The 19,577-nt window shown below is 67.0% G+C and carries 19 protein-coding genes, 1 tRNA gene and 2 pseudogenes; 10 read left to right on the forward strand and 12 right to left on the reverse strand.

The genetic code is table 11. The features are described from left to right. Positions 1 to 184 precede the first annotated feature (184 nt). Positions 185 to 270: transfer RNA gene (locus ACLQI9_RS29260), tRNA-Tyr, on the reverse strand. Positions 271 to 351: 81 nt separating this feature from the next. Between ACLQI9_RS29260 and ACLQI9_RS29265 the strand changes: the two genes are divergently transcribed. The 6 genes and pseudogenes from ACLQI9_RS29265 (at position 352) to ACLQI9_RS29290 (ending at position 5,075) form a co-directional block, all read left to right on the forward strand. Next, positions 352 to 843, forward strand: a complete 492-nt coding sequence (locus ACLQI9_RS29265) for a YajQ family cyclic di-GMP-binding protein (protein ID WP_442392509.1) — start codon at positions 352 to 354, stop codon at positions 841 to 843. A gap of 56 nt (positions 844 to 899) precedes the next feature. Beyond that, positions 900 to 1,406 carry a hypothetical protein gene (locus tag ACLQI9_RS29270; protein ID WP_442392510.1) on the forward strand — a complete coding sequence of 169 codons (507 nt, stop codon included), beginning with the start codon at positions 900 to 902 and terminating at the stop codon, positions 1,404 to 1,406. Further along, positions 1,403 to 2,017 (forward strand): RES family NAD+ phosphorylase, encoded by a 615-nt coding sequence (locus ACLQI9_RS29275; RefSeq protein WP_442392511.1) that lies wholly within the window; start codon positions 1,403 to 1,405, stop codon positions 2,015 to 2,017. Before ACLQI9_RS29270 ends, ACLQI9_RS29275 begins: the two co-directional genes overlap by 4 nt. A gap of 84 nt (positions 2,018 to 2,101) precedes the next feature. Next, a complete protein-coding gene (locus ACLQI9_RS29280; protein ID WP_442392512.1) occupies positions 2,102 to 3,619 on the forward strand; it encodes a flavin-containing monooxygenase in 1,518 nt (505 codons plus the stop codon). 78 nt (positions 3,620 to 3,697) lie between these two features. After that, positions 3,698 to 3,991, forward strand: a pseudogene (locus tag ACLQI9_RS29285) (hypothetical protein); the annotation flags it as partial. A gap of 58 nt (positions 3,992 to 4,049) precedes the next feature. Beyond that, positions 4,050 to 5,075, forward strand: a complete 1,026-nt coding sequence (locus ACLQI9_RS29290; RefSeq protein ID WP_442392513.1) for an NAD(P)H-dependent glycerol-3-phosphate dehydrogenase — start codon at positions 4,050 to 4,052, stop codon at positions 5,073 to 5,075. 114 nt (positions 5,076 to 5,189) lie between these two features. On the opposite strand, the gene htpX is transcribed toward ACLQI9_RS29290, so the two are convergent. Next, positions 5,190 to 6,050 carry a zinc metalloprotease HtpX gene (gene htpX / locus ACLQI9_RS29295; RefSeq protein WP_442392514.1) on the reverse strand — a complete coding sequence of 287 codons (861 nt, stop codon included), beginning with the start codon at positions 6,048 to 6,050 and terminating at the stop codon, positions 5,190 to 5,192. A gap of 57 nt (positions 6,051 to 6,107) precedes the next feature. After that, positions 6,108 to 7,124, reverse strand: a complete 1,017-nt coding sequence (gene grcC1, locus ACLQI9_RS29300; protein ID WP_442392515.1) for a nonaprenyl/(2E,6E)-farnesyl/geranylgeranyl diphosphat synthase — start codon at positions 7,122 to 7,124, stop codon at positions 6,108 to 6,110. Between the two features lie 15 nt (positions 7,125 to 7,139). Between grcC1 and menJ the strand changes: the two genes are divergently transcribed. Beyond that, on the forward strand, positions 7,140 to 8,375 hold the full coding sequence (gene menJ, locus ACLQI9_RS29305; protein WP_442392516.1) for a menaquinone reductase: 1,236 nt from the start codon (positions 7,140 to 7,142) through the stop codon (positions 8,373 to 8,375). A 78-nt stretch (positions 8,376 to 8,453) separates the two neighbouring features. On the opposite strand, the gene ACLQI9_RS29310 is transcribed toward menJ, so the two are convergent. Then, positions 8,454 to 9,140 carry a demethylmenaquinone methyltransferase gene (locus tag ACLQI9_RS29310; protein ID WP_442392517.1) on the reverse strand — a complete coding sequence of 229 codons (687 nt, stop codon included), beginning with the start codon at positions 9,138 to 9,140 and terminating at the stop codon, positions 8,454 to 8,456. A 58-nt stretch (positions 9,141 to 9,198) separates the two neighbouring features. Between ACLQI9_RS29310 and ACLQI9_RS29315 the strand changes: the two genes are divergently transcribed. Further along, complete coding sequence (locus tag ACLQI9_RS29315) at positions 9,199 to 10,023, forward strand: SDR family oxidoreductase (RefSeq protein WP_442392518.1); 825 nt, start codon at positions 9,199 to 9,201, stop codon at positions 10,021 to 10,023. Position 10,024: 1 nt separating this feature from the next. Here ACLQI9_RS29315 and ACLQI9_RS29320 read toward each other — a convergent pair whose 3' ends face one another. After that, positions 10,025 to 11,179, reverse strand: coding sequence for a glycosyltransferase family 4 protein (locus tag ACLQI9_RS29320; RefSeq protein WP_442392519.1), 1,155 nt, complete (start codon positions 11,177 to 11,179; stop codon positions 10,025 to 10,027). Positions 11,180 to 11,263: 84 nt separating this feature from the next. Here ACLQI9_RS29320 and ACLQI9_RS29325 point away from each other — a divergent pair, with 84 nt between their 5' ends. After that, positions 11,264 to 11,905: a DsbA family protein gene (locus tag ACLQI9_RS29325; protein ID WP_442392520.1), complete on the forward strand. Its 642-nt coding sequence runs from the start codon at positions 11,264 to 11,266 to the stop codon at positions 11,903 to 11,905. Here ACLQI9_RS29325 and ACLQI9_RS29330 read toward each other — a convergent pair. From ACLQI9_RS29330 to ACLQI9_RS29360, 7 genes and pseudogenes are all read right to left on the reverse strand, one after another. Further along, positions 11,869 to 12,372: a DUF3592 domain-containing protein gene (locus ACLQI9_RS29330; protein ID WP_442392619.1), complete on the reverse strand. Its 504-nt coding sequence runs from the start codon at positions 12,370 to 12,372 to the stop codon at positions 11,869 to 11,871. The genes ACLQI9_RS29325 and ACLQI9_RS29330 overlap by 37 nt on opposite strands. 44 nt (positions 12,373 to 12,416) lie before the next feature. Continuing rightward, on the reverse strand, positions 12,417 to 14,045 hold the full coding sequence (menD, locus tag ACLQI9_RS29335; RefSeq protein WP_442392522.1) for a 2-succinyl-5-enolpyruvyl-6-hydroxy-3-cyclohexene-1-carboxylic-acid synthase: 1,629 nt from the start codon (positions 14,043 to 14,045) through the stop codon (positions 12,417 to 12,419). A gap of 115 nt (positions 14,046 to 14,160) precedes the next feature. Then, positions 14,161 to 14,949, reverse strand: coding sequence for an alpha/beta fold hydrolase (locus ACLQI9_RS29340; RefSeq protein WP_442392524.1), 789 nt, complete (start codon positions 14,947 to 14,949; stop codon positions 14,161 to 14,163). 122 nt (positions 14,950 to 15,071) lie between these two features. Further along, complete coding sequence (locus ACLQI9_RS29345; protein WP_442392526.1) at positions 15,072 to 15,794, reverse strand: DJ-1/PfpI family protein; 723 nt, start codon at positions 15,792 to 15,794, stop codon at positions 15,072 to 15,074. Positions 15,795 to 15,809: 15 nt separating this feature from the next. Next, positions 15,810 to 16,772, reverse strand: a complete 963-nt coding sequence (locus tag ACLQI9_RS29350; RefSeq protein WP_442392528.1) for a GlxA family transcriptional regulator — start codon at positions 16,770 to 16,772, stop codon at positions 15,810 to 15,812. Between the two features lie 54 nt (positions 16,773 to 16,826). Continuing rightward, positions 16,827 to 17,774 carry an o-succinylbenzoate synthase gene (locus ACLQI9_RS29355; protein ID WP_442392621.1) on the reverse strand — a complete coding sequence of 316 codons (948 nt, stop codon included), beginning with the start codon at positions 17,772 to 17,774 and terminating at the stop codon, positions 16,827 to 16,829. Positions 17,775 to 17,794: 20 nt separating this feature from the next. Beyond that, a pseudogene (locus ACLQI9_RS29360) lies at positions 17,795 to 17,896 on the reverse strand (hypothetical protein); the annotation flags it as partial. Positions 17,897 to 17,974: 78 nt separating this feature from the next. On the opposite strand from ACLQI9_RS29360, the gene fadD8 reads away from it, so the two are divergent. Then, a complete protein-coding gene (gene fadD8, locus ACLQI9_RS29365) occupies positions 17,975 to 19,576 on the forward strand; it encodes a fatty-acid--CoA ligase FadD8 (protein WP_442392530.1) in 1,602 nt (533 codons plus the stop codon). Position 19,577 lies beyond the last annotated feature (1 nt).

The following is a 19,577-nucleotide window of genomic DNA, read 5'->3' on the forward strand; positions in this document are numbered from 1 at the left end:
AACGGCCACGACAAACGCACCCCCAAAGCCTAGGAGCGCGGACCCCGCAACGCGGAGCATACGAGCGACTTCGACGAAGTGCGCGGTCGTTCGATTGACCGCAGCTGCGCCATGTAATGCCGCAGCTGCCCACGCGGTGGCTGTCCCGGCGCCGATCGGTCAGTGGTAGAACCAGCTTTGACCTTGGTGGCAGGTCCAGGATTCGAACCTGGGTAGGCGTAAGCCGACGGATTTACAGTCCGCTCCCATTGGCCGCTCGGGCAACCTGCCTGTGTGGTACGGGTAGCAAGAGTACAACGAGGATGTACCGGGTGCACAAACGGCCAACACCGATGAAAGGGGACGCATCCAATGGCGGATTCATCGTTCGATGTCGTCAGCAAGATCGACCGGCAAGAGGTCGACAACGCCCTCAACCAGGCCGCCAAGGAACTCGCCACCCGGTTCGACTTCCGCGGCACCGACACCAAGATCGCCTGGAAGGGCGAGGAGGCGATCGAGCTGACCAGTTCCACCGAGGAGCGGGTCAAGGCCGCCGTCGACGTGTTCAAGGAGAAGCTGATCCGTCGCGACATCAGCCTCAAGGCTTTCGACGCCGGCGAGCCGCAGGCCTCCGGTAAGACCTACAAGGTCACCGGCGCCCTCAAACAGGGCATCAGCAGCGAGAACGCCAAGAAGATCACCAAGCTCATCCGCGACGAGGGACCCAAGACCGTCAAGACCCAGATCCAGGGCGATGAGGTCCGCGTCACCAGCAAAAAGCGCGACGACCTGCAGGCCGTCATCGCGATGCTCAAGAAGGCCGACCTCGACGTCGCGCTGCAGTTCGTCAACTACCGGTAGATCGTGCGGTTCGTGCACCCTGTCCAGATGCATGAATCGCATGTAGCATGGTTGCCATGACCACTGCCGAGGACCTCGTCGTCGCGACGCAACGCGTTCGGGAGAGTGCGCAAGCCGTCGGCGCTGCCCTGGCATCGGTCGCGGTGTACACCGAGCCCGCCATTGCCCGGGCCGTCCAGGCCGAGCAGAACCTCTACGCCCGAATCGAGAATGAGTTCGGAATGCTGACCAGCACCGAGGCCGGCACTCGGATGGGGTCGCGGTCACGTGCTCCCCGCAACCTCGCAGCGACTGCACACCGCAACAACACGCTCGTCGCCGTGCGGCAAGGCAACAGCCTCGTCTACCCCGGCTTTCAGTTCGGGCCGGACGGGCAACCCCTCGCCGTGATCGGCCGCCTGCGCGAGACCGCGGAAGCCAACGACTGGTCGGAAGCTGGTCTCGTGCAGTGGCTGTGCTCGCCGACGACTTACTTCGACGGAGATCGACCCGTAGACCGCCTCGCCGAGGACCCGGACCGAGTCGTCGATGTGGCGAGAGATGCCCTGGCCGTGTCGTGGTGAAAGGGCCGCCGACCCCTTTCAAACCGGCCACCGACACCCTGCCCACGGGACACCTGCTGTATCGCGTCTTCACGTCAACCCGCACGGCCAGCGAGTTCAACCCCGGCGTGGGCGCACCGACCCGGTTCGGTTTCTTCGGCCAGCCGAAGGTACCCATCATGTACGCAGCCGACACCGAAGAAGCGGCCGTTGCCGAGACGCTTCTGCACGATATCCCGGTCGAAGGGGGCCTTCTGCCCTACGACGACTACTCCCGCAAAGCGCTCGCCCGCCTGGAGGTGATCCGCGAACTGCGCCTCGCAGTCCTGCACGGTCTGGATTTACGACGCCTCAAGGTCAGCCCCGAGGATGTCACGTCGAGCCCCTCGTCCACTTACGCGACCACAGTGCAATGGGCCGAAGCCGCGCACGGGATCGGCGTGGACGGCATGGTCTGGATGTCGCGACTGTGCAATACCGCCAAGGCGTACGTGTTTTTCGGCGACGAGTGCGCTGACGCGTTCGCTCAGGACATGTCGCACGCGCGCATCTTCGCCAGCCCCGCCGACCAGAAGTGGCTAATCGACCATTGCGCGCCACTGCACATCGACGTACTACTTCAACCGTCATGATCGGCGCCACGCTGGCTCAACCAACCGGTGGTTGCCTAATGTGGTGATCAGCACCGCGCCGCCGCGGGAGAAGCGAGGTTCGCAATGAGCGTGACGCCCCAAGCCGCTGCTGACACCGTCCCTACCCCGGAGGATGGCGGAGACTTCGACGTCGTCATCATCGGCGCCGGCTTCTCGGGCCTGGGCGCGGGCTACCGCATCAGCGAGCGCAACCCAGGGACCAGCTACGTCATCTTGGAGCGGCGCGAGCAGATCGGCGGCACCTGGGACCTGTTCCGCTACCCCGGGGTCCGCTCCGACAGCAGCATTTTCACCTTGTGCTTCCCGTTCGAGCCGTGGACCCGGAAAGAAGGGGTGGCCGACGGGGTGCATATCCGCGAATACCTCGCCGCCACCGCGCGCAAGTACGGCATCGACCGCCACATCCGGTTCAACAGCTACGTGCGCTCGGCGGACTGGGATTCGTCGACCGACACCTGGACGGTCACGGCCGAGCAGGACGGCGAGGAAAAGATCTACCGCGGCCGGTTCGTGTTCTTCGGGTCCGGCTACTACAACTACGACGAGGGGTACACCCCGGACTTCCCCGGCATCGAAGAGTTCGACGGCGCCGTCGTTCATCCGCAGCATTGGCCCGAAGACCTGGACTACACCGACAAGAAGATGGTGGTTATCGGCAGCGGCGCCACCGCGATGTCGCTGATCCCGTCGCTGGCCGAGAAGGCGTCGAAGGTGACCATGCTGCAGCGGTCGCCGACCTATCTGTTCTCGGGGCCGAAATACAGTGCCGCAGCGGATTTCTTGCGGAAAGTGTTGCCGGGCAGGGTTGCCCACTCGATCATCCGGCAACGCAGTGCGCTGCTCGAGGGCATGATCTGGTTCTTGGCGCGCAAGGTGCCGGGCTTCGTGAAGTGGTTGATCCGCCGCATCGCGATCAGCAATCTGCCCGAGGGCTACGACGTCGACACACATTTCAAGCCTCGCTACAACCCGTGGGACCAGCGACTGTGCCTGATCCCCGACGCCGACCTGTACGTCGCGATCGGTGATGGGCGCGCCGACGTGGTGACCGACCACATCGACCACTTCGATTCCAGCGGCATCGTTTTGAAGTCCGGCGGGCATCTCGACGCCGACATCATCGTCACCGCCACCGGTCTGCAACTGCAGGCGCTGGGCGGCGTGGCGGTGTCAGTCGACGGCGGCGAGATCAAGCCGCAGCACCGCTTCGTCTACAAGGCCCACATGTTGGAGGATGTGCCGAACCTGTTCTGGTGCGTCGGGTATACCAACGCCTCATGGACGCTGCGCGCCGACATCACCGCCCGCGCGACGGCAAAGCTGCTGGCGCACATGAAATCCCGCGGCTATACGCACGCCTATCCGCATCTCGACGGTGAGCCGATGCCCGAAAAGCCTTCGTGGGATATCCAGGCCGGTTACGTGCTGCGCTCGCCGCACGCGCTGCCCAAATCCGGCACCAAGCGGCCGTGGAACGTTCGGCAGAACTACTTCGCCGACGCCATCGATTACCGGTTCGACCGGATCGAAGAGGCCATGGTCTTCGGCCGCGCCGACGAAAAGGCGGCGCTGGCCGGATAACTGCTCCGTTCGCGAAATGTCGGTGACACACCGATAACTGGACTGGCAGCCGCGCACTTACCGGAGCATTATTGAGCCATGCTAATCACACGGAATTTCGTCACATCGCTGGTCGTGGCGGGAGCTGCCGCTGGGGCGATTGCCGCCGCATCGATAGCCGTCGTGAGCACGACGGCGCCGACCACCGCAACCAGTCACGTCATTCTCGCCGACCCAGCGAATGGCGGCGGCGGCCCGGACGATCAGGGTGGCGGAGGCGGCTGCGGGAGCGGTCCCGGCTGGAACGGCTGCGGCGGCTGGAACCCATTCCAGGGTGGCACGGTCAACGCTTGCTCCAACGGAGTCTGCGGGGGCTGGGACGGCCAACGCGGCGGGGCCACTTCTAACCAACCGCCGGTAAAGATTGGGCGACGGCAATACGCTGGTCGCCATGGCAGCTGCTAAGCGCGAACCGAACGTCGTCGTTTTGGGCGGTGGTTCCTGGGGCACTACTGTCGCGTCCATCTGCGCGCGCCGCGGACCGACGCTGCAATGGGTGCGATCGGAAGAGACCGCCAAGGACATCAACGAGAACCACCGCAACACGCGCTATCTGGGCAAGGACGTCGACCTCAGCGAAACCCTGCGCGCCACCACCGACTTCTCCGAGGCCGCCAGCTGCGCCGACGTCATCGTGATGGGGGTGCCGTCGCACGGGTTCCGCGGCGTGCTCACCGAGTTGGCGACCGAGTTGCGGCCATGGGTGCCGGTGGTGTCGTTGGTCAAGGGGCTCGAGCAAGGCACCAACATGCGGATGTCTCAGATCGTCGACGAAGTGCTGCCCGGCCATCCCGCCGGCATCCTGGCCGGGCCCAACATCGCCCGCGAGGTCGGCGAAGGCTACGCGGCCGCGGCGGTGCTGGCGATGCCCGACCAGCACCTCGCCGCGAGGGTGGCACAGCTGTTCGGCACCAAACGTTTTCGCGTGTACACCGTCGACGATGTGCTTGGCGTGGAGATGGCCGGCGCATTGAAGAACGTCTATGCGATCGCCGTCGGGATGGGCTACTCGCTGGGTATCGGCGAGAACACTCGGGCCATGGTGATCGCCCGCTCGGTGCGCGAGATGTCAAAGCTGGGCGAGGCGATGGGTGGACAGCGCGATACCTTCTTCGGCCTGGCCGGCCTGGGCGATCTGATCGTCACCTGCACCAGCCAGCGCAGCCGCAACCGCCACGTCGGCGAGCAACTCGGTGCCGGCAAGCCCATCGACGAGATCATCTCGTCGATGAACCAAGTCGCCGAGGGCGTCAAGGCCGCCACCGTGATTATGGAGTTCGCCGACAAGTACGGGTTGAACATGCCGATCGCGCGCGAGGTCGATGGGGTGATCAACCACGGCTCTAACGTGGAGGAGGCCTACCGCGGGCTGATGGTCGAGACTCCAGGACACGAGGTCCACGGACCGGGGTTCTGAGCCCGCAGCAGCCCCACCAGTCACAGCCGTACCGGCGGCCGTGATATCGCATGCGCCGTCGAATCGGAAAGTCACCGCATGCTCGGCTTGTGGGGACTCCTGAGGCTGGTGAGACTAGTGCCCGGCCATTTCCTCGAGCCGGCGGATCCGGTCGGCGATCGGCGGGTGGGTGGCAAACAGCGAACCGATTCGCTCACCGTTGCGGAACGGGTTGGCGATCATCAAGTGTGCCTGCGCCGCAAGCCGCGGCTCGGGAGGCAGCGGCGCGGCCTGCACACCACCGGAGATCTTGCGCAGCGCCGAGGCCAACGCCAACGGGTCGCCGGTCAGCAGCGCACCCGATTCGTCGGCTTGGTATTCACGCGATCGCGACACAGCCATCCGCACCACCCCGGCCGCGATCGGGCCCAACAGCGAAACCAGCAGCAGCGCAAAGGGATTGCCGCCGTCGCGATTGCCGCCGAATGCACCTGCGAACATCGCCATGTTAGCCAACGCGGTGATCACCGACGCCAGCGCACCGGCCACACAGGAGATCAGGATGTCGCGGTTGTAGACGTGCGAAAGCTCGTGACCCAGCACCGCACGCAGCTCGCGCTCGTCGAGGATGTTGAGAATCCCGGTGGTGCAGCACACCGCGGCGTTGCGCGGGTTGCGGCCGGTGGCGAATGCGTTGGGCGCGGCGGTGTCACTGATGTAGAGCCGCGGCATCGGCTGGTGGGCGGCGGTGGCCAGCTCACGCACGATCCGGTACATCGCCGGCGCCTGCAGCTCCGACACCGGCTGCGCATGCATCGCCCGCAGCGCCAGCTTGTCGCTGTTGAAGTAGGTGTAGACGTTCATACCGACGGCGAACAGCACAGCGATCCACAGCGCGGTCCGGCCGAACAGCCCGCCGACGAACACGATCAGCGCCGACATGCCTACCAGCAAGGCGAACGTCTTGAACGTGTTGTGATGCGGATGCCAGGTCATCAGCTTCCTCCTAGTCGCTCATTAAACGCTCAAGGCAGCCCCATGAGTTCCTGAAACCTAGCCGTGTCGGTGGATCGTGTAGTCGACCAGAGTGGCCAGCGCATGCCGACCACGGCTCTCGGGCAGCGCGGCCAACTCCTCCCGCGCCTGCGCGGCGTATCGCGCCACATTGTCCTTGGCCTTGGCCATCCCTGCCGAGGCCCGCAGCAGCGCCAACGCCTCGGCCACCCGCGCGTCGTCGTCGATCGGCCCGACCAGCAGTTCGCGCAGCCGATCAGCATCCGGTCCGCTGTCGTGCAACGCGTAGAGCACCGGCAACGTATGGACACCTTCGCGCAGGTCGGTGCCGGGCAGCTTGCCGGACTCGTCTGGGTCGCTGTCGATGTCGATGATGTCGTCGGAGATCTGGAACGCCGTACCGACAATGCTGCCCAGTCGGCTGAGCCGCTGGATTTGCTCCTCGTCGGCACCGGAGAACATCGCGCCGAACTGGCCCGCCGCACCGATCAGACAGGCCGTCTTCTCATACACCACCTTCAGGTAGTGATCGATCGGATCGGCGCCGTTGGCCGCTTCATCTATGCCCCGGGTCTCGCGCATCTGACCGGTCACCAGTCGGGCGAACGTCTCGGCGATGATCCGCACCGCGTTGGGACCCAGCTGTGACACCAGCCGCGACGCCGTCGCGAACAGGTAGTCGCCGGCCAGGATCGCGACGTTGTTGCCCCACCGCAGGTTGGCGCTGGGAGCCCCGCGGCGCACTTGAGCCTCGTCCATCACGTCGTCGTGGTACAGCGTGGCCAGGTGCACCAGTTCGATGACCGCACCGGCGATCGTCACCTCATCGGCGTCCGGCCGCGGCCCTAACTGGGCGGACAGCACCGTGAAAAGCGGGCGGAATCGTTTGCCGCCGGCCTCGAACAGGTGCAGCACAGCCTCTGTCATCAGGTCGTCTGACCCGCGCAACTCCGTTTCCATCAGTTGCTCGATGCGGGCCACCCCGTCGCGCACATTCGTGGCGAATGCGGCATCGCCGAAGTCCACGCCCGCCACCACCGTCGCCGGAGTCCTCACCCGACCAACATACTGGTGAGCATGCACAGCAGCGCCGACGTGGTGGTGGTGGGCGCCGGACCGGCGGGATCGGCGGCGGCCGCCTGGGCCGCCCGGGCGGGCCACGACGTGCTCGTCGTCGACGCGGCGAACTTTCCCCGCGACAAAGCCTGCGGTGACGGACTGACGCCGCGAGCCGTCGCCGAGTTGGAGCGGTTGGGGCTGGGCGACTGGCTGGATGCCCGGATCCGGCATCGCGGACTGCGGATGAGCGGATTCGGCGGCGAGGTGGAAGTCGAATGGCCCGGCCCGTCGTTCCCGTCGACCGGCAGCGCGGTGGCCCGCGTCGAGCTGGACGACCGGATCCGCAAAGTCGCCGAGGACTCCGGTGCGCGCATGCGTCTTGGCGTCAAAGCTGTTGGTGTTCATCATGATTCGTCGGCCCGCGTGGTCTCGGTGGCCCTGTCCGACGGGACGGAGATCAGCTGCCGCGAGCTGATCGTCGCCGACGGCGCCCGTTCGACCCTGGGCCGCGTTTTGGGTCGACGATGGCATCAGGAGACGGTGTACGGCATCGCCGCCCGCGGATACCTGACCACGCCGCGCAGCGACGAACCGTGGCTGACCTCGCACCTGGAACTGCGCTCCCCCGACGGCGCGGTGCTGCCCGGCTACGGCTGGATCTTCCCGCTGGGCAACGGCGAGGTGAACATCGGCGTAGGCGCGCTGTCCACCTCCAAGCGGCCGGCGGAGCTGGCGCTGAGGCCGCTGATGTCGTATTACACCGACCTGCGCCGCGACGAGTGGGGGTTCACCGGCCAGCCCCGCGCGGTGTCGTCGGCGCTGCTGCCGATGGGTGGGGCGGTGTCGGGGATCGCCGGTCGGAACTGGATGCTGATCGGCGACGCGGCGGCCTGCGTCAACCCGTTGAACGGCGAGGGCATCGACTACGGGCTGGAGACCGGGCGACTGGCCGCGGAAATGCTAGAAAGGCTCGGCTCGGGTGACCTGTCCAGGGCATGGCCGCAACTGCTGCAATCCCATTACGGTCGCGGGTTTTCGGTGGCGCGCCGGCTGGCGTTGTTGCTGACGTTCCCGCGGTTCTTGCCTGCGACGGGTCCGATCGCGATGCGCTCGACGACGCTGATGGGCATCGCCGTGCGGGTGATGGGCAACCTGGTCACCGACGACGACGCCGACCGGGTCGCGCGGGTGTGGCGCGGCGGCGGGCTGGCCTCGCGGCTGATAGACCGCCGAAAGCCGTTCAGCTGACCGCGTTCCCCGGTGAGCAGACACCAAAGCCCCTCACGCCTCGGCGTGTCGGGGGCTTTTGTGTCTGCTCGGCAGCGGTCAGGGCTTGTAGGCGGCGTGCAGCGCGACGATGCCGCCGGTCAGGTTGCGCCACCGCACCGCCGACCACCCGGCGCGCGAAATCTGGTGCGCCAGCGCCGCCTGGTCGGGCCAGGCCCGAATCGACTCGGCCAGGTAGACATACGCGTCCGGATTGCTCGACACGGCGCGCGCCACCCGCGGCAACGCCTGCATCAAGTACTCCTTGTAGGCCGTGGCGAAAAGCCGATTGGTGGGCGTGGAGAATTCGCACACCACTAACCGCCCACCGGCTCGAGTGACCCGAGCCATCTCGCGCAGCGCCGCGTCGCGGTCCGCGATATTACGCAGCCCGAAACTGATGATGACCGCGTCGAACACGTTGTCGCCGAACGGTAATCGGGTGGCGTCACCCGCGACTTTCGGCACAATCCGGGCATGCCCGGCCGCGAGCATTCCGACCGAAAAGTCGGTCGCCACGCACCACGCCCCGGAGCTGGCCAGCTCTACCGTCGACACCGCGGTGCCCGCCGCCAGATCCAGCACCTTCTCACCCGACCCGATGCCCAGCGCCAACCGGGTGGCGCGACGCCAATACCGGTCCTGACCCAGGGAGAGCACGGTGTTGGTCAGGTCGTAGCGCCGGGCGACGCCGTCGAACATCGACGCCACCTCGCGAGGATCCTTGTCCAGGGTCGCGCGGTTCACGCCGTCGACGCTACCTGTGCCCGGGAATGAGCTGCCGACGTGTGCGTTACTTGACTGCGTGAGCGAAAAAGTGTGGTTCATAACAGGTACATCGCGCGGCTTTGGACGGGAATGGGCGATCGCCGCGTTGCAGCGAGGCGACAAGGTCGCGGCCACCGCGCGGAACACCGCGACGCTGGACGACCTGGTGGACAAGTACGGCGACGCGATTCTGCCGATCCAACTGGACGTCACCGATCGGGACGCGGACTTCGCCGCAGTCGGGCAGGCGCACGATCACTTCGGGCGCCTGGACATCGTCGTCAACAACGCCGGTTACGGCCAGTTCGGCTTCGTCGAAGAGCTGTCCGAGCAGGACGCACGCGACCAGATCGAGACCAATGTGTTCGGCGCGCTGTGGATCACTCAGGCCGCCTTGCCGTACCTGCGCGAGCAGCGTAGCGGGCACATCATCCAGGTCTCCTCGATCGGCGGCATCACAGCGTTTCCGAACGTCGGCATCTACCACGCGTCGAAGTGGGCGCTGGAGGGCTTCTCCCAAGCGTTGGCCCAAGAAGTCGCTTCGTTCGGCATCCATGTCACGCTGATCGAGCCGGCCGGTTACGACACTGACTGGTCCGGTTCGTCGTCCAGGCGCGCCGATCCGCTACCCGCATACGCCGAAGTGCATGCGGCGACCGAGGCGGTACGCCAGCAACGGTGGTCAGCGCCGGGCAATCCGAAAGCTTCTGCGGCCGCGCTGCTGAAAGTGGTGGACGCCGATGAACCGCCGCTTCGGGTGTTCTTCGGCGAGGCGCCGCTGGGGCTGGCGAAGGCCGATTACGAAAACCGGCTAGGCACGTGGGAACAATGGCAGCCGGTTGCCGAGTTGGCCCAGGGGTAGCTCACTCACCCTGCGCGCGTTGCCTGCGCGCCATGCGGGCCCGCGCGATGGGCGACAGTACCGCTTCGTAATGGCCGAGCAGCTCGTCGCAGACGACCGGCCAGCTGCGGCCCAGCACGCTGCGCCGCGCGGCCACCGCGTAGCGCTCGCGTTCCGCGACCAGGTGCGCGACAGCCTCGGGTAGCCGCGCCTCGAACTCGTTGACGGGCAACAGCAGTCCGGTGCGCCACGGGGTAACCAGGTCGCGTGGGCCGCCGGCGTCGGGGGCGATTACTGGCAACCCCGACGCCAGCGCTTCCTGCACGACTTGGCAAAATGTCTCGTGCTCACCGGCGTGCACGAAAACATCCATGCTGGCATACGCTTCGGCGAGTTCCTCGCCATACAGTGCGCCGGTGAAAACAGCTGTCGGCATTGCCGATTGCAGCTTGGCACGGTCGACCCCGTCGCCGACGATGACCACCTGTACCGTGTTGCCAGCAGCCAACGTGATGAGTCGCTCGACATGCTTCTCTGGCGCGAGCCGGCCCACAAATCCGACGATCGGCTTGCCATCTGGCGACCAGTGCTGCCGGAGGGCCTCATTGCGAGCCGACGGCACGTAGCGAATCACGTCGACCCCGCGGGCCCACCGGTGCACCCGTGGAATGCCATGAGCGACAAGAGACTCCATCGTCGCACTGGATGGCGCCAGGGTGCGGTCGGCGAGGCGGTGCAGGTGGCGGAACCACGCCCAGGCCGCCCGGGTGGTGATCCCGATGCCATAGCTCTCCGCGAAACCCGGTACGTCGGTTTGATATACCGCGACCGCCGGCACCCCGAGACGACGCGCCGCCCGCACACCGCCCCATCCGAGCAGCGCCGGCGACGCCAAATGCACTACGTCGGGATCGAATCGGCGCAGCACGCTCGTCATCCGGGGTGTGGGCACTCCGAGCGGTAGCGTGGTGACCTTCGGAAACATCCGCGACGGCGCCCGGTGCACCCGGATACCGTCGTGGATCCGATCGGCGGGCAGTTGTCCCGGCGGCGTGTCGGGCGCAATGACAAGGGCTTCATGACCAGTGCGGCGCAGGTGCTCGAGTATCCGGACTACCGAGTTGCTGACGCCGTTGACGTGCGGGAGAAAGGACTCCGCGACAATCGCTACGCGCACACCATCACGGTGTCAGCGCCGCCTGTCGATATGGTTACCGACGGGCATACGACACGCGAACTCTGATGCAAAGGAGGTTGGTCAATGGGGTTCTGCCTGCGGTTATTGGCCGCGACTGTGATGTGGTCGGCGCTTTTTGGCGCCCGGATCGCGCACGCCGACGTGCCACGCACCCCGGACGGCGACGGGGTGGTGCTTGGGTCCGGCTGGTCTGCCGCTGCCCCAGTGCAGTTGGAGATCTTCTGCGAACCCCAATGCTCGTACTGCGCGCAGTTGGAGTCGAGCTACGGCGACCGGGTTGCCGGTGACCTGGCCAGCGGCCGACTCGCGGTCACGTATCGATGGCTGACTTTCCTTGATGGCAAGCGTCACAACGACGTTTCCGGCCGGATAGCGAATGCGCTTTTTGTAGCGGCCGACCCGACATCCCCGGCGACCGCGTATCAGGCTTTCGTGCAAGACCTCTACCGCCATCGGAGTTCCGACGGCCCGAACAACAGCGACATCGCGGCGATGGCCCGCGAAAGCGGGGTGCCCGAGGTGCTCGCCGACCGGATCGCTGCCGGCGATTACGCGGTCGATGCCGCCGCGCTAAACGACGCCAACCGAGCACGTCTCGCTCAGGTAAACCCGGCAAACCCGGCCACCCCAACGGTTTACGACCTCAAAACGAACAGAGTCGTCGATATTCAGGACCCGGGCTGGCTTGACGCCTTGTCCAGCTGACGGTCCAGCCGTTTGTCCACCAACACCAGCCCGGCCAGGGCGGCCGCGGCGACTAGCCAACCAACCACCGCGATAGATCCGGCCGGGATGATAGCCAGCTTGGCGTTGCGGTGCTGCACCCGCACCAGGTTGGGGTTGAGTTTGTCGTATTCGACGTAAATCCGCATCCCCGTTGCCAATTCGGACGGATACAGCACACCGAGCTCTGGGCGGTAGGTGACCCGGTCCGGTGTGACGAATTCGATGGTGGAGCGCCGCGGTCCCGCGCTGAGCACCTCGGCCTCCGCCACTCCCATATTGCGTTGGATGGCAATGTCGTTGCGCCACGCCCCGGCCACCAGCAGCAACGACTGCAGCGTGACCAGGCCCGTCAGGATCAGCACGCCGAGGCGTGCCCAGCGCATCACGCGATGCCCCCGAGTGTCGGGGACATCGCCGCTGCGACCGTGAATGAGGATGCGCACCACAGCTTTCAGTGATGCGAGGGCCGTCACGGCCCTAGCGGGGACCTTCACAATGCAGCCTTGATGGCGGCGTGCAGCTGCCGCAGCGAGGATCGGTCGGCCTTGACCTCGAGCACTCGCATGCCGGCGCCCGGCTCGTCGAGCGCGGGGCCGAGTTCAGCGACCTCGATTTGCCGGCTGTCAACGTGGTAGGCGCGGCACAACGCGCCGACGTCCACGTCGTGCGGGGTGCCGAAGACCCGGGAGGACACGTCGGAAAACCGTGGGTCGCCCTGCTCGAGCAGTTCGAAGATGCCTCCACCGTTGTCGTTGGACACCACGATGGTCAGCTGGGACGGTATCGGTTCGGTCGGCCCGATCAGCAATCCGGAGCTGTCGTGCACGAACGTCAGATCGCCGATCAGCGCCACGGTGCGACCGCCCGTCTGCTCGTGCGCCAGCGCCGCCCCGATCGCGGTAGACACCGTCCCGTCGATGCCGGCGACCCCACGGTTGGAGCGCACCTTGATGCCGTGCGGATTGAGGCCCACCAGGGCGGCGTCGCGCACCGGGTTGGACGCACCCAGCACCAGTTGGTCACCGGGGCGCAGCGCGTCGGCGACGGCGGCGGCCACGTGCAGGCCGGTGGTCAGCGGGTGGGCCTTGAGCTGCCCGCGCACCGCAGCGATCGCGTGACGGTTGAGCTCGGCGCAGCGGCCCAGCCAGGCCGGGTTCGGCTCACCGGTGGTGGCCGCCCGGGTGCCGGTGGCCTGCGAATTACCCGACACATCAGGCCAGCGCGGGCCGGTCGTCAGCGCATAAACCGGCACCGACGGGTCGGCCAGCAGCGCCGACACCGGTCGGTGCAGGGTGGGGCGGCCCAGCATGATCACCTGCTGCGGGCGCAGCAGCGGCAGCGCCAGCGGGTGCAGCGGATTGGCCGCGGGCGGGGCGGTCGGCTCGGCGACCGTCGGCAACGCGGCCAATTCGGGCTGTTCGCCGGCGCCGTGACCGGCGATGACCACCGTGTCCAGGTTCAGGTCGACGTCCAGCGGCTGGTCGAAGCTGACCGGCGGGGTGTACGTCCACGGTCTGCCGTTCGGGCGACCGTGCGGGGTGGGGCCGGGGTCGGAATCGGGCACCAGCGGCTCGCGCAGCGGGATGTCGAAGTGCACCGGCCCGGCGTTGGCGCTGCGGGCACCGGTAGCGGCGACCAGTACCCGGCAGGTGGCTGACCGCCAGGTCGCATTGAGCGCGTCCATCCGCTCCGGTGTGTCCTCGGCCAGCCCGAGGCTGATCGTGGCGCGGACCTGGGTGCCGAAGTAGCCCAGCTGCTCCATGGTCTGGTTGGCGCCGGTGCCGAGCAGCTCGTAGGGCCGGTTGGCCGACAACACGATCAGCGGCACCCGCGCGTAGTTGGCCTCCACCACGGCCGGACCCAGATTGGCCACCGCGGTACCCGATGTCATCGCAACGCACACCGGCGCGCCCGCCGCGATGGCCAGCCCGATCGCCAGATACCCGGCGGTCCGCTCGTCGATGCGCACGTGCAACCGGATCCGGCCGGCGCGATCGGCTTCTTGCAGCGCAAACGCCAGTGGGGCGTTGCGCGAGCCTGGGCACAGCACCACATCGCGGACGCCGCCGCGGATCAGTTCGTCGACGACGACGCGGGCCTGTGCCGTCGAGGGATTCACCAGCCCAGCCTAGTCGGGCGACGATGCAGGCCGGGACGGCCTGAGGTGGGGGTACCTCCCGCTTGCGGGGGCGAGCCCGACCACTGGGTTTAGTTGGGTCAGTTGAGGAGCCCGGTTAGAACGGCACCTCGGTGAAGAAGTCCAGGATCGCGGTGTTGACCACCTCCGGCCGCTCGAGGAACCCGAGATGCCCGGTGTCGGCGATCTTCAGGTAAGTGGCGTTAGGCATGGCATCGGCGACTTCTTTGCCAAGGTGCGGCGGTGTCACCACGTCATCCGCGAAGCCCAGCACCAGCAACGGCGTCGGAATACTTCGATACGCGGGCAACCGGCTGCCCTGCGGCGAGGCCTTGCCTTGGCAGACGAATCCCGGAGTGAGCTTGATCGGCCAAAGGTTGAACATGCCGATCCACTCGGCGACGACCTCGTCGTTGCTCAGCGTCTTGGGTGAAAAGTTCTCCAGCAAACGGATTTTTGCGTCATAGGAAGCGGGCAGCTGGACGCCGGACGCGGCGAACTCGTCCTCCGCAGTCCGGAAGAAATCCCGTGCACGGTCCAGACGGCCGCGGGTGGCCATCAACACCGCCTGGCTCACCAAATCGGGCCGGACCACCAGCAACTCTTGCGCGATGTAGGAACCCAACGACACCGCCACGATGCGCACCGGGCCCGCTTCCAGGGATTCGATCAGCCCCACGGTGTCGGCGACCATGGTCTCGGTCGTGAAACCGTCGGCGTTCGCTGTCGCGCCGACCCCGCGGTTGTCGAAGGTGATGACACGGTAGCCGGCCGCCAGGAAGGCGGGGACCTGTTGCAGATGCCAGGTGCGTCCCAAGCCGCCACGGCCGGCGATGAAGAGGACGGGCTCGCCCTTCCCGCTGTCGTCGTAAGCCAGGTTGATCACGACGATGAACCTACCGACGCTCCCGGCTCAACCCCAAAACGGGCAGTCATGCCCCCGCGACGCGATTCGATCCAAGATCCGGCCAAGCATATGGCCGGTAGAAGCTGGCCAGCTGCGGCAATTCAGCGGCGGACGACCTTGGCCCGTGCCGCCGACAGCGCTCGGTCCCACAGCAGCAGCGTCCCGGCCTTCAGCTGAGCCGGTTTGGCCACATCCCTGGCCATCAGCGCGGTGGCCGCCGCCTTGGTCTTAGCGGATGCCTTGGACATGTGGCCGGAGTCGAACGGCGGCTCCGGATCGTATTCCATCGACAGCTGGATGGCCTTCGCCCGATCGTCACCGCCGATCCGGGCGGCCAGCCACAGCGCCAAGTCGATACCCGCGGACACCCCGGCGCTGGTGACGATGTCACCTTCGTGGACGACTCGTTCATCGCCAACTGGGATGGCGCCCAACGTTTTCAAGATGGGAAGAGCCATCCAATGCGAGGTGGCGCGTTTGCCATCGAGCAGGCCGGCCGCCGCGAGGATGACCGAACCCGAGCAGACCGACGCCGTCCAGGTCGCGCTCCGATGCGCCGTGCGCACCCAGTCCAGCAGCGTCTCATCGCGGGCGTGTGCCACGGTGGTCATCCCGCCTGGCACCAAAACCACATCGGGCGAACGGGTTTCGGCGAACGAATGAGTGGCCCCGATGACGAGCACGCCGGAGTCGGCCGTGATCGGACCAGGTTCGTGCCACACGAATCGGATCTCGGCGTCGGGCAGCCAGCGCAGCACCTCGTACGGGCCGATGAAGTCCAGCGCGGTGAAACCTGGGTATATCACGATCGCGATCTGTGTCATGCGGTGCTCCTTGATTCAGGCGAATGTTTTTCGGTACTGGTCGGGCGACACGCCGATCCGGCGAATAAAGTTGCGGCGCATCGTTTCCGCGGTGCCGAAGCCGCAACGCGCGGCGATCGCCACCACGGTGTCGTCGGTCTGCTCGAGTTGACGGCGGGCTGCCTCGGTGCGGACCCGTTCGACGTACGCGCCGGGCGCCTCGCCGACTTCGTCGGTGAATACTCGGGTGAAGTGCCGCGGGCTCATGGCGGCGCGGCGGGCCAGCTCACAAATGCTGTGCGCGGCACCAGGTTCGGACTCAATGGCATCTTGGACGGTGCGGATCGGTTCGCGTTTGGCCCGCGCCACCCACACCGGCGCCGCGAACTGCGTCTGCCCGCCGGGCCGACGCAAATGCAGCACCAGATACCGGGCCACCGTTTGTGCCACCTCGGTGCCGTGATCCTCTTCGACCAGCGCCAGCGTCAGATCGATCCCCGCGCAGACGCCGGCGGCCGTCCACACGCTCGGCGAGCTGCGCACGAAGATCGGGTCCGGGTCGACGTCGACCGCCGGGAATTCGCGCGCCAACTGGTCGGTGAAGGCCCAATGGGTGGTCGCCCGGCAACCGTCGAGCAGACGGGCCTGGGCGGCCAGGAATGCTCCGGTACACACGCTGACCACCCGGCGGGCATGTGGCGCGGCTGCGGCGATCCAGTCGATGATGCGTGAATCCTGCCGGGCCGCATGTACCCCGTGACCGCCAGGCAGCACCAGGGTGTCGACGGGTTCACTCGGGTCGGGCAGTTTGACGGTGGCGAAGGTCAGCCCGGTCCCGGTGGCCACCGGCTGCCCGTCGATCGAGGCCACCACCGGCTGATAGCCCTCTTTGCCTTCGGCGGACAGAGCCAGTGATGCCCCGGCGAACACATCGAATGGCCCGACCATGTCGAGGGCCTGGACGCCCGGGAAGCCGACTATCAGGACTTTTCGCGCCATAGAGCTAAGTGTTCGCGACAGACGCGGTGTCGTCTACGCCATGCACCCCACAAATCAGGACATCAGCGGGTAGCAGGCCCTGACCCGGTCGATCCACCACTGTCGGCGCTGCGGCGGCACGGCCAGCGCCTGCAGCCGAGCCGGGTCGGGTGTCACCGGCGCGACCGGCAGATAGCCGTCGGCGGGCGCGACGGCCTCGGCGACGTCCTCGACGAACAGCCGACCGGTGCCCAACCCGCAGGCATGATGCAGGTCCGGCAGGGCGGCGGCAGCGGCCAGGCCAACGGCGATCCCGACCGCCGAATCCAGTGCGCTGGAGATCACGACCGGAATGTCGATCTGCGCTGCGATCTTCAGCAGAGCCGAAATACCGCCCAGCGGCGCCACTTTCAGCACGGCGACATCGGCGGCACCGGCGCGGACCACGGCCAGCGGATCGCCGGCTTTACGGATGCTCTCGTCAGCGGCGATCGGGACGTCTACGCGACGCCGCAGTTCGGCGAGTTCGTCGACCGTGCCGCAGGGCTGCTCCAGATACTCCAGCGGACCGCTGGCGGTCAGCGCGGCTGCGGCCTCGACGGCCTGCGCGACCGTCCAGGCGCCGTTGGCGTCGACCCGCACGGTGGGAACCAGGCCGCGGACCGCGTCCACGCGGGCGACGTCGTCGGCGAGGGTCTGGCCGGGTTCGGCGACTTTCACCTTCGCGGTGCCCGCGCCGGGGAAACGGGCGAGGATTTCGGGCACCTGCGCGGCGGGGACGGCCGGGACGGTGGCGTTGACGGCGATGCGGTCTCGTCGCGGCGGCGGCGCCGGCCGGTAGGCCGAGTCGAGGGCGGCGGCCAGCCAGTGCGCGGCCTCGGCGTCGCCGTATTCCAGGAAGGCGCCGAATTCGCCCCATCCGGCCGGACCGTCGATCAACGCCAGCTCACGGTTGGTGATGCCGCGGAAGCGCACCCGCATCGGCAGCGCCACCACATGCAGGCGGTCCAGGACGTCGTCCAGACTGACCGGCGGGGCGGGAGTCACTGCGCGTAGACCTGGAGGCCAGCCAGGAACGTCGCGCGGACCCCGAGGTCGGCGATGCGCTCCGGGGGCACCGCGCGGGGATCGGCCGACAGCACCATGTGCAGAAAGCCTACTGATCTTCAGGGTGGCGACAGGGCGCGACAGACACGAATTGCAACACGTTCTAGTCTTGCCTCATGAGTGACGAGCTGCTGCGCAATCCGACCCATAACGGCCACTTGCTGGTCGGCGCACTCAAGCGCCACAAGAACAAGCCGGTGCTGTTCCTCGGCGACACCACGCTGACCGGCGGCCAGCTGGCCGAGCGGATCAGCCAGTACATCCAGGCGTTCGAGGCGCTGGGGGCCGGCACCGGCGTCACGGTCGGCCTGCTATCACTCAACCGCCCCGAGGTGCTGATGATCATCGGCGCCAGCGGGACCCAGGGCTATCGCCGCACCGCCCTGCACCCGCTCGGCTCGCTGGATGACCACGCCTACGTGCTCTCCGACGCCGGCGCCAGCGCGCTGATCATCGACCCCAACCCGATGTTCGTCGAGCGCGCGCTGGGCCTGCTGGAGAAGGTTGACTCGCTCAAGCAGATCCTGACGATCGGCCCGGTGCCCGAACAGCTCAAGGATGTGGCCGTCGACCTGAACGCCGAGGCGGCCAAGTACTCCCCGAAGCCACTAGTGGTGGCGGATCTGCCGCCGGACCACATCGGCGGCCTGACTTACACCGGCGGCACGACGGGCAAGCCCAAAGGCGTGATCGGCACCACGGGGAACATCGCCACCATGACGTCGATCCAGCTCGCCGAATGGGAGTGGCCGGAGAACCCGCGATTCTTGATGTGCACGCCGCTGTCGCACGCAGGTGCGGCGTTTTTCACGCCCACCGTGGTCAAGGGCGGCTCGATGTTCGTGCTCGGCAAGTTCGATCCGGCCGAGGTATTGAAAGTCATTGAAGAGCAACGCATTACAGCCACCATGCTGGTGCCGTCGATGCTGTATGCCTTGATGGACCACCCCGATTCGCAAACCCGGGACCTGTCGTCGCTGGAGACCGTGTACTACGGCGCCTCGGCGATCAACCCGGTTCGGCTGGCCGAGGCGATCCGGCGGTTCGGCCCGATCTTCGCCCAGTACTACGGCCAATCCGAGGCGCCGATGGCGATCACCTACCTGGCCAAGGCCGACCATGACGAGAAGCGGCTCACCTCGTGCGGGCGGCCCACCCTGTTTGCGCGGGTGGCGCTGCTCGGTGACGATGGCAAGCCGGTGCCGCAGGGTGAGCCGGGCGAAATCTGCGTCAGCGGACCGCTTTTGGCCGGTGGGTACTGGCATCTGCCGGACGCGACGGCCGACACGTTCAAGGACGGCTGGCTGCACACCGGCGACATGGCCCGCGAGGATGAGGACGGCTTCTACTTCATCGTCGACCGGGTCAAGGACATGATCGTCACCGGCGGCTTCAACGTGTTCCCCCGCGAGGTCGAGGACGTCATCGCCGAACACGCGGCGGTCGCGCAAGTGTGCGTGGTGGGCACGCCGGACGAGAAGTGGGGTGAGGCCGTCACCGCCGTGGTGGTGTTACGCGCCGATGCGGCGACCGACGACGCCGCGATCGAGGCAATGACCGCCGAAATCCAGACGGCGGTGAAGGATCGCAAGGGCTCGGTGCAGTCACCCAAGCGGGTGGTGATCGTCGACTCGCTGCCGTTGACCGGGCTGGGCAAGCCGGACAAGAAGGCTGTGCGCGCGCGGTTCTGGGAAGGCGCCGGGCGAGCTGTCGGCTGAG

Source organism: Mycobacterium sp. (assembly GCF_052143115.1).
GTDB lineage: Bacteria > Actinomycetota > Actinomycetes > Mycobacteriales > Mycobacteriaceae > Mycobacterium.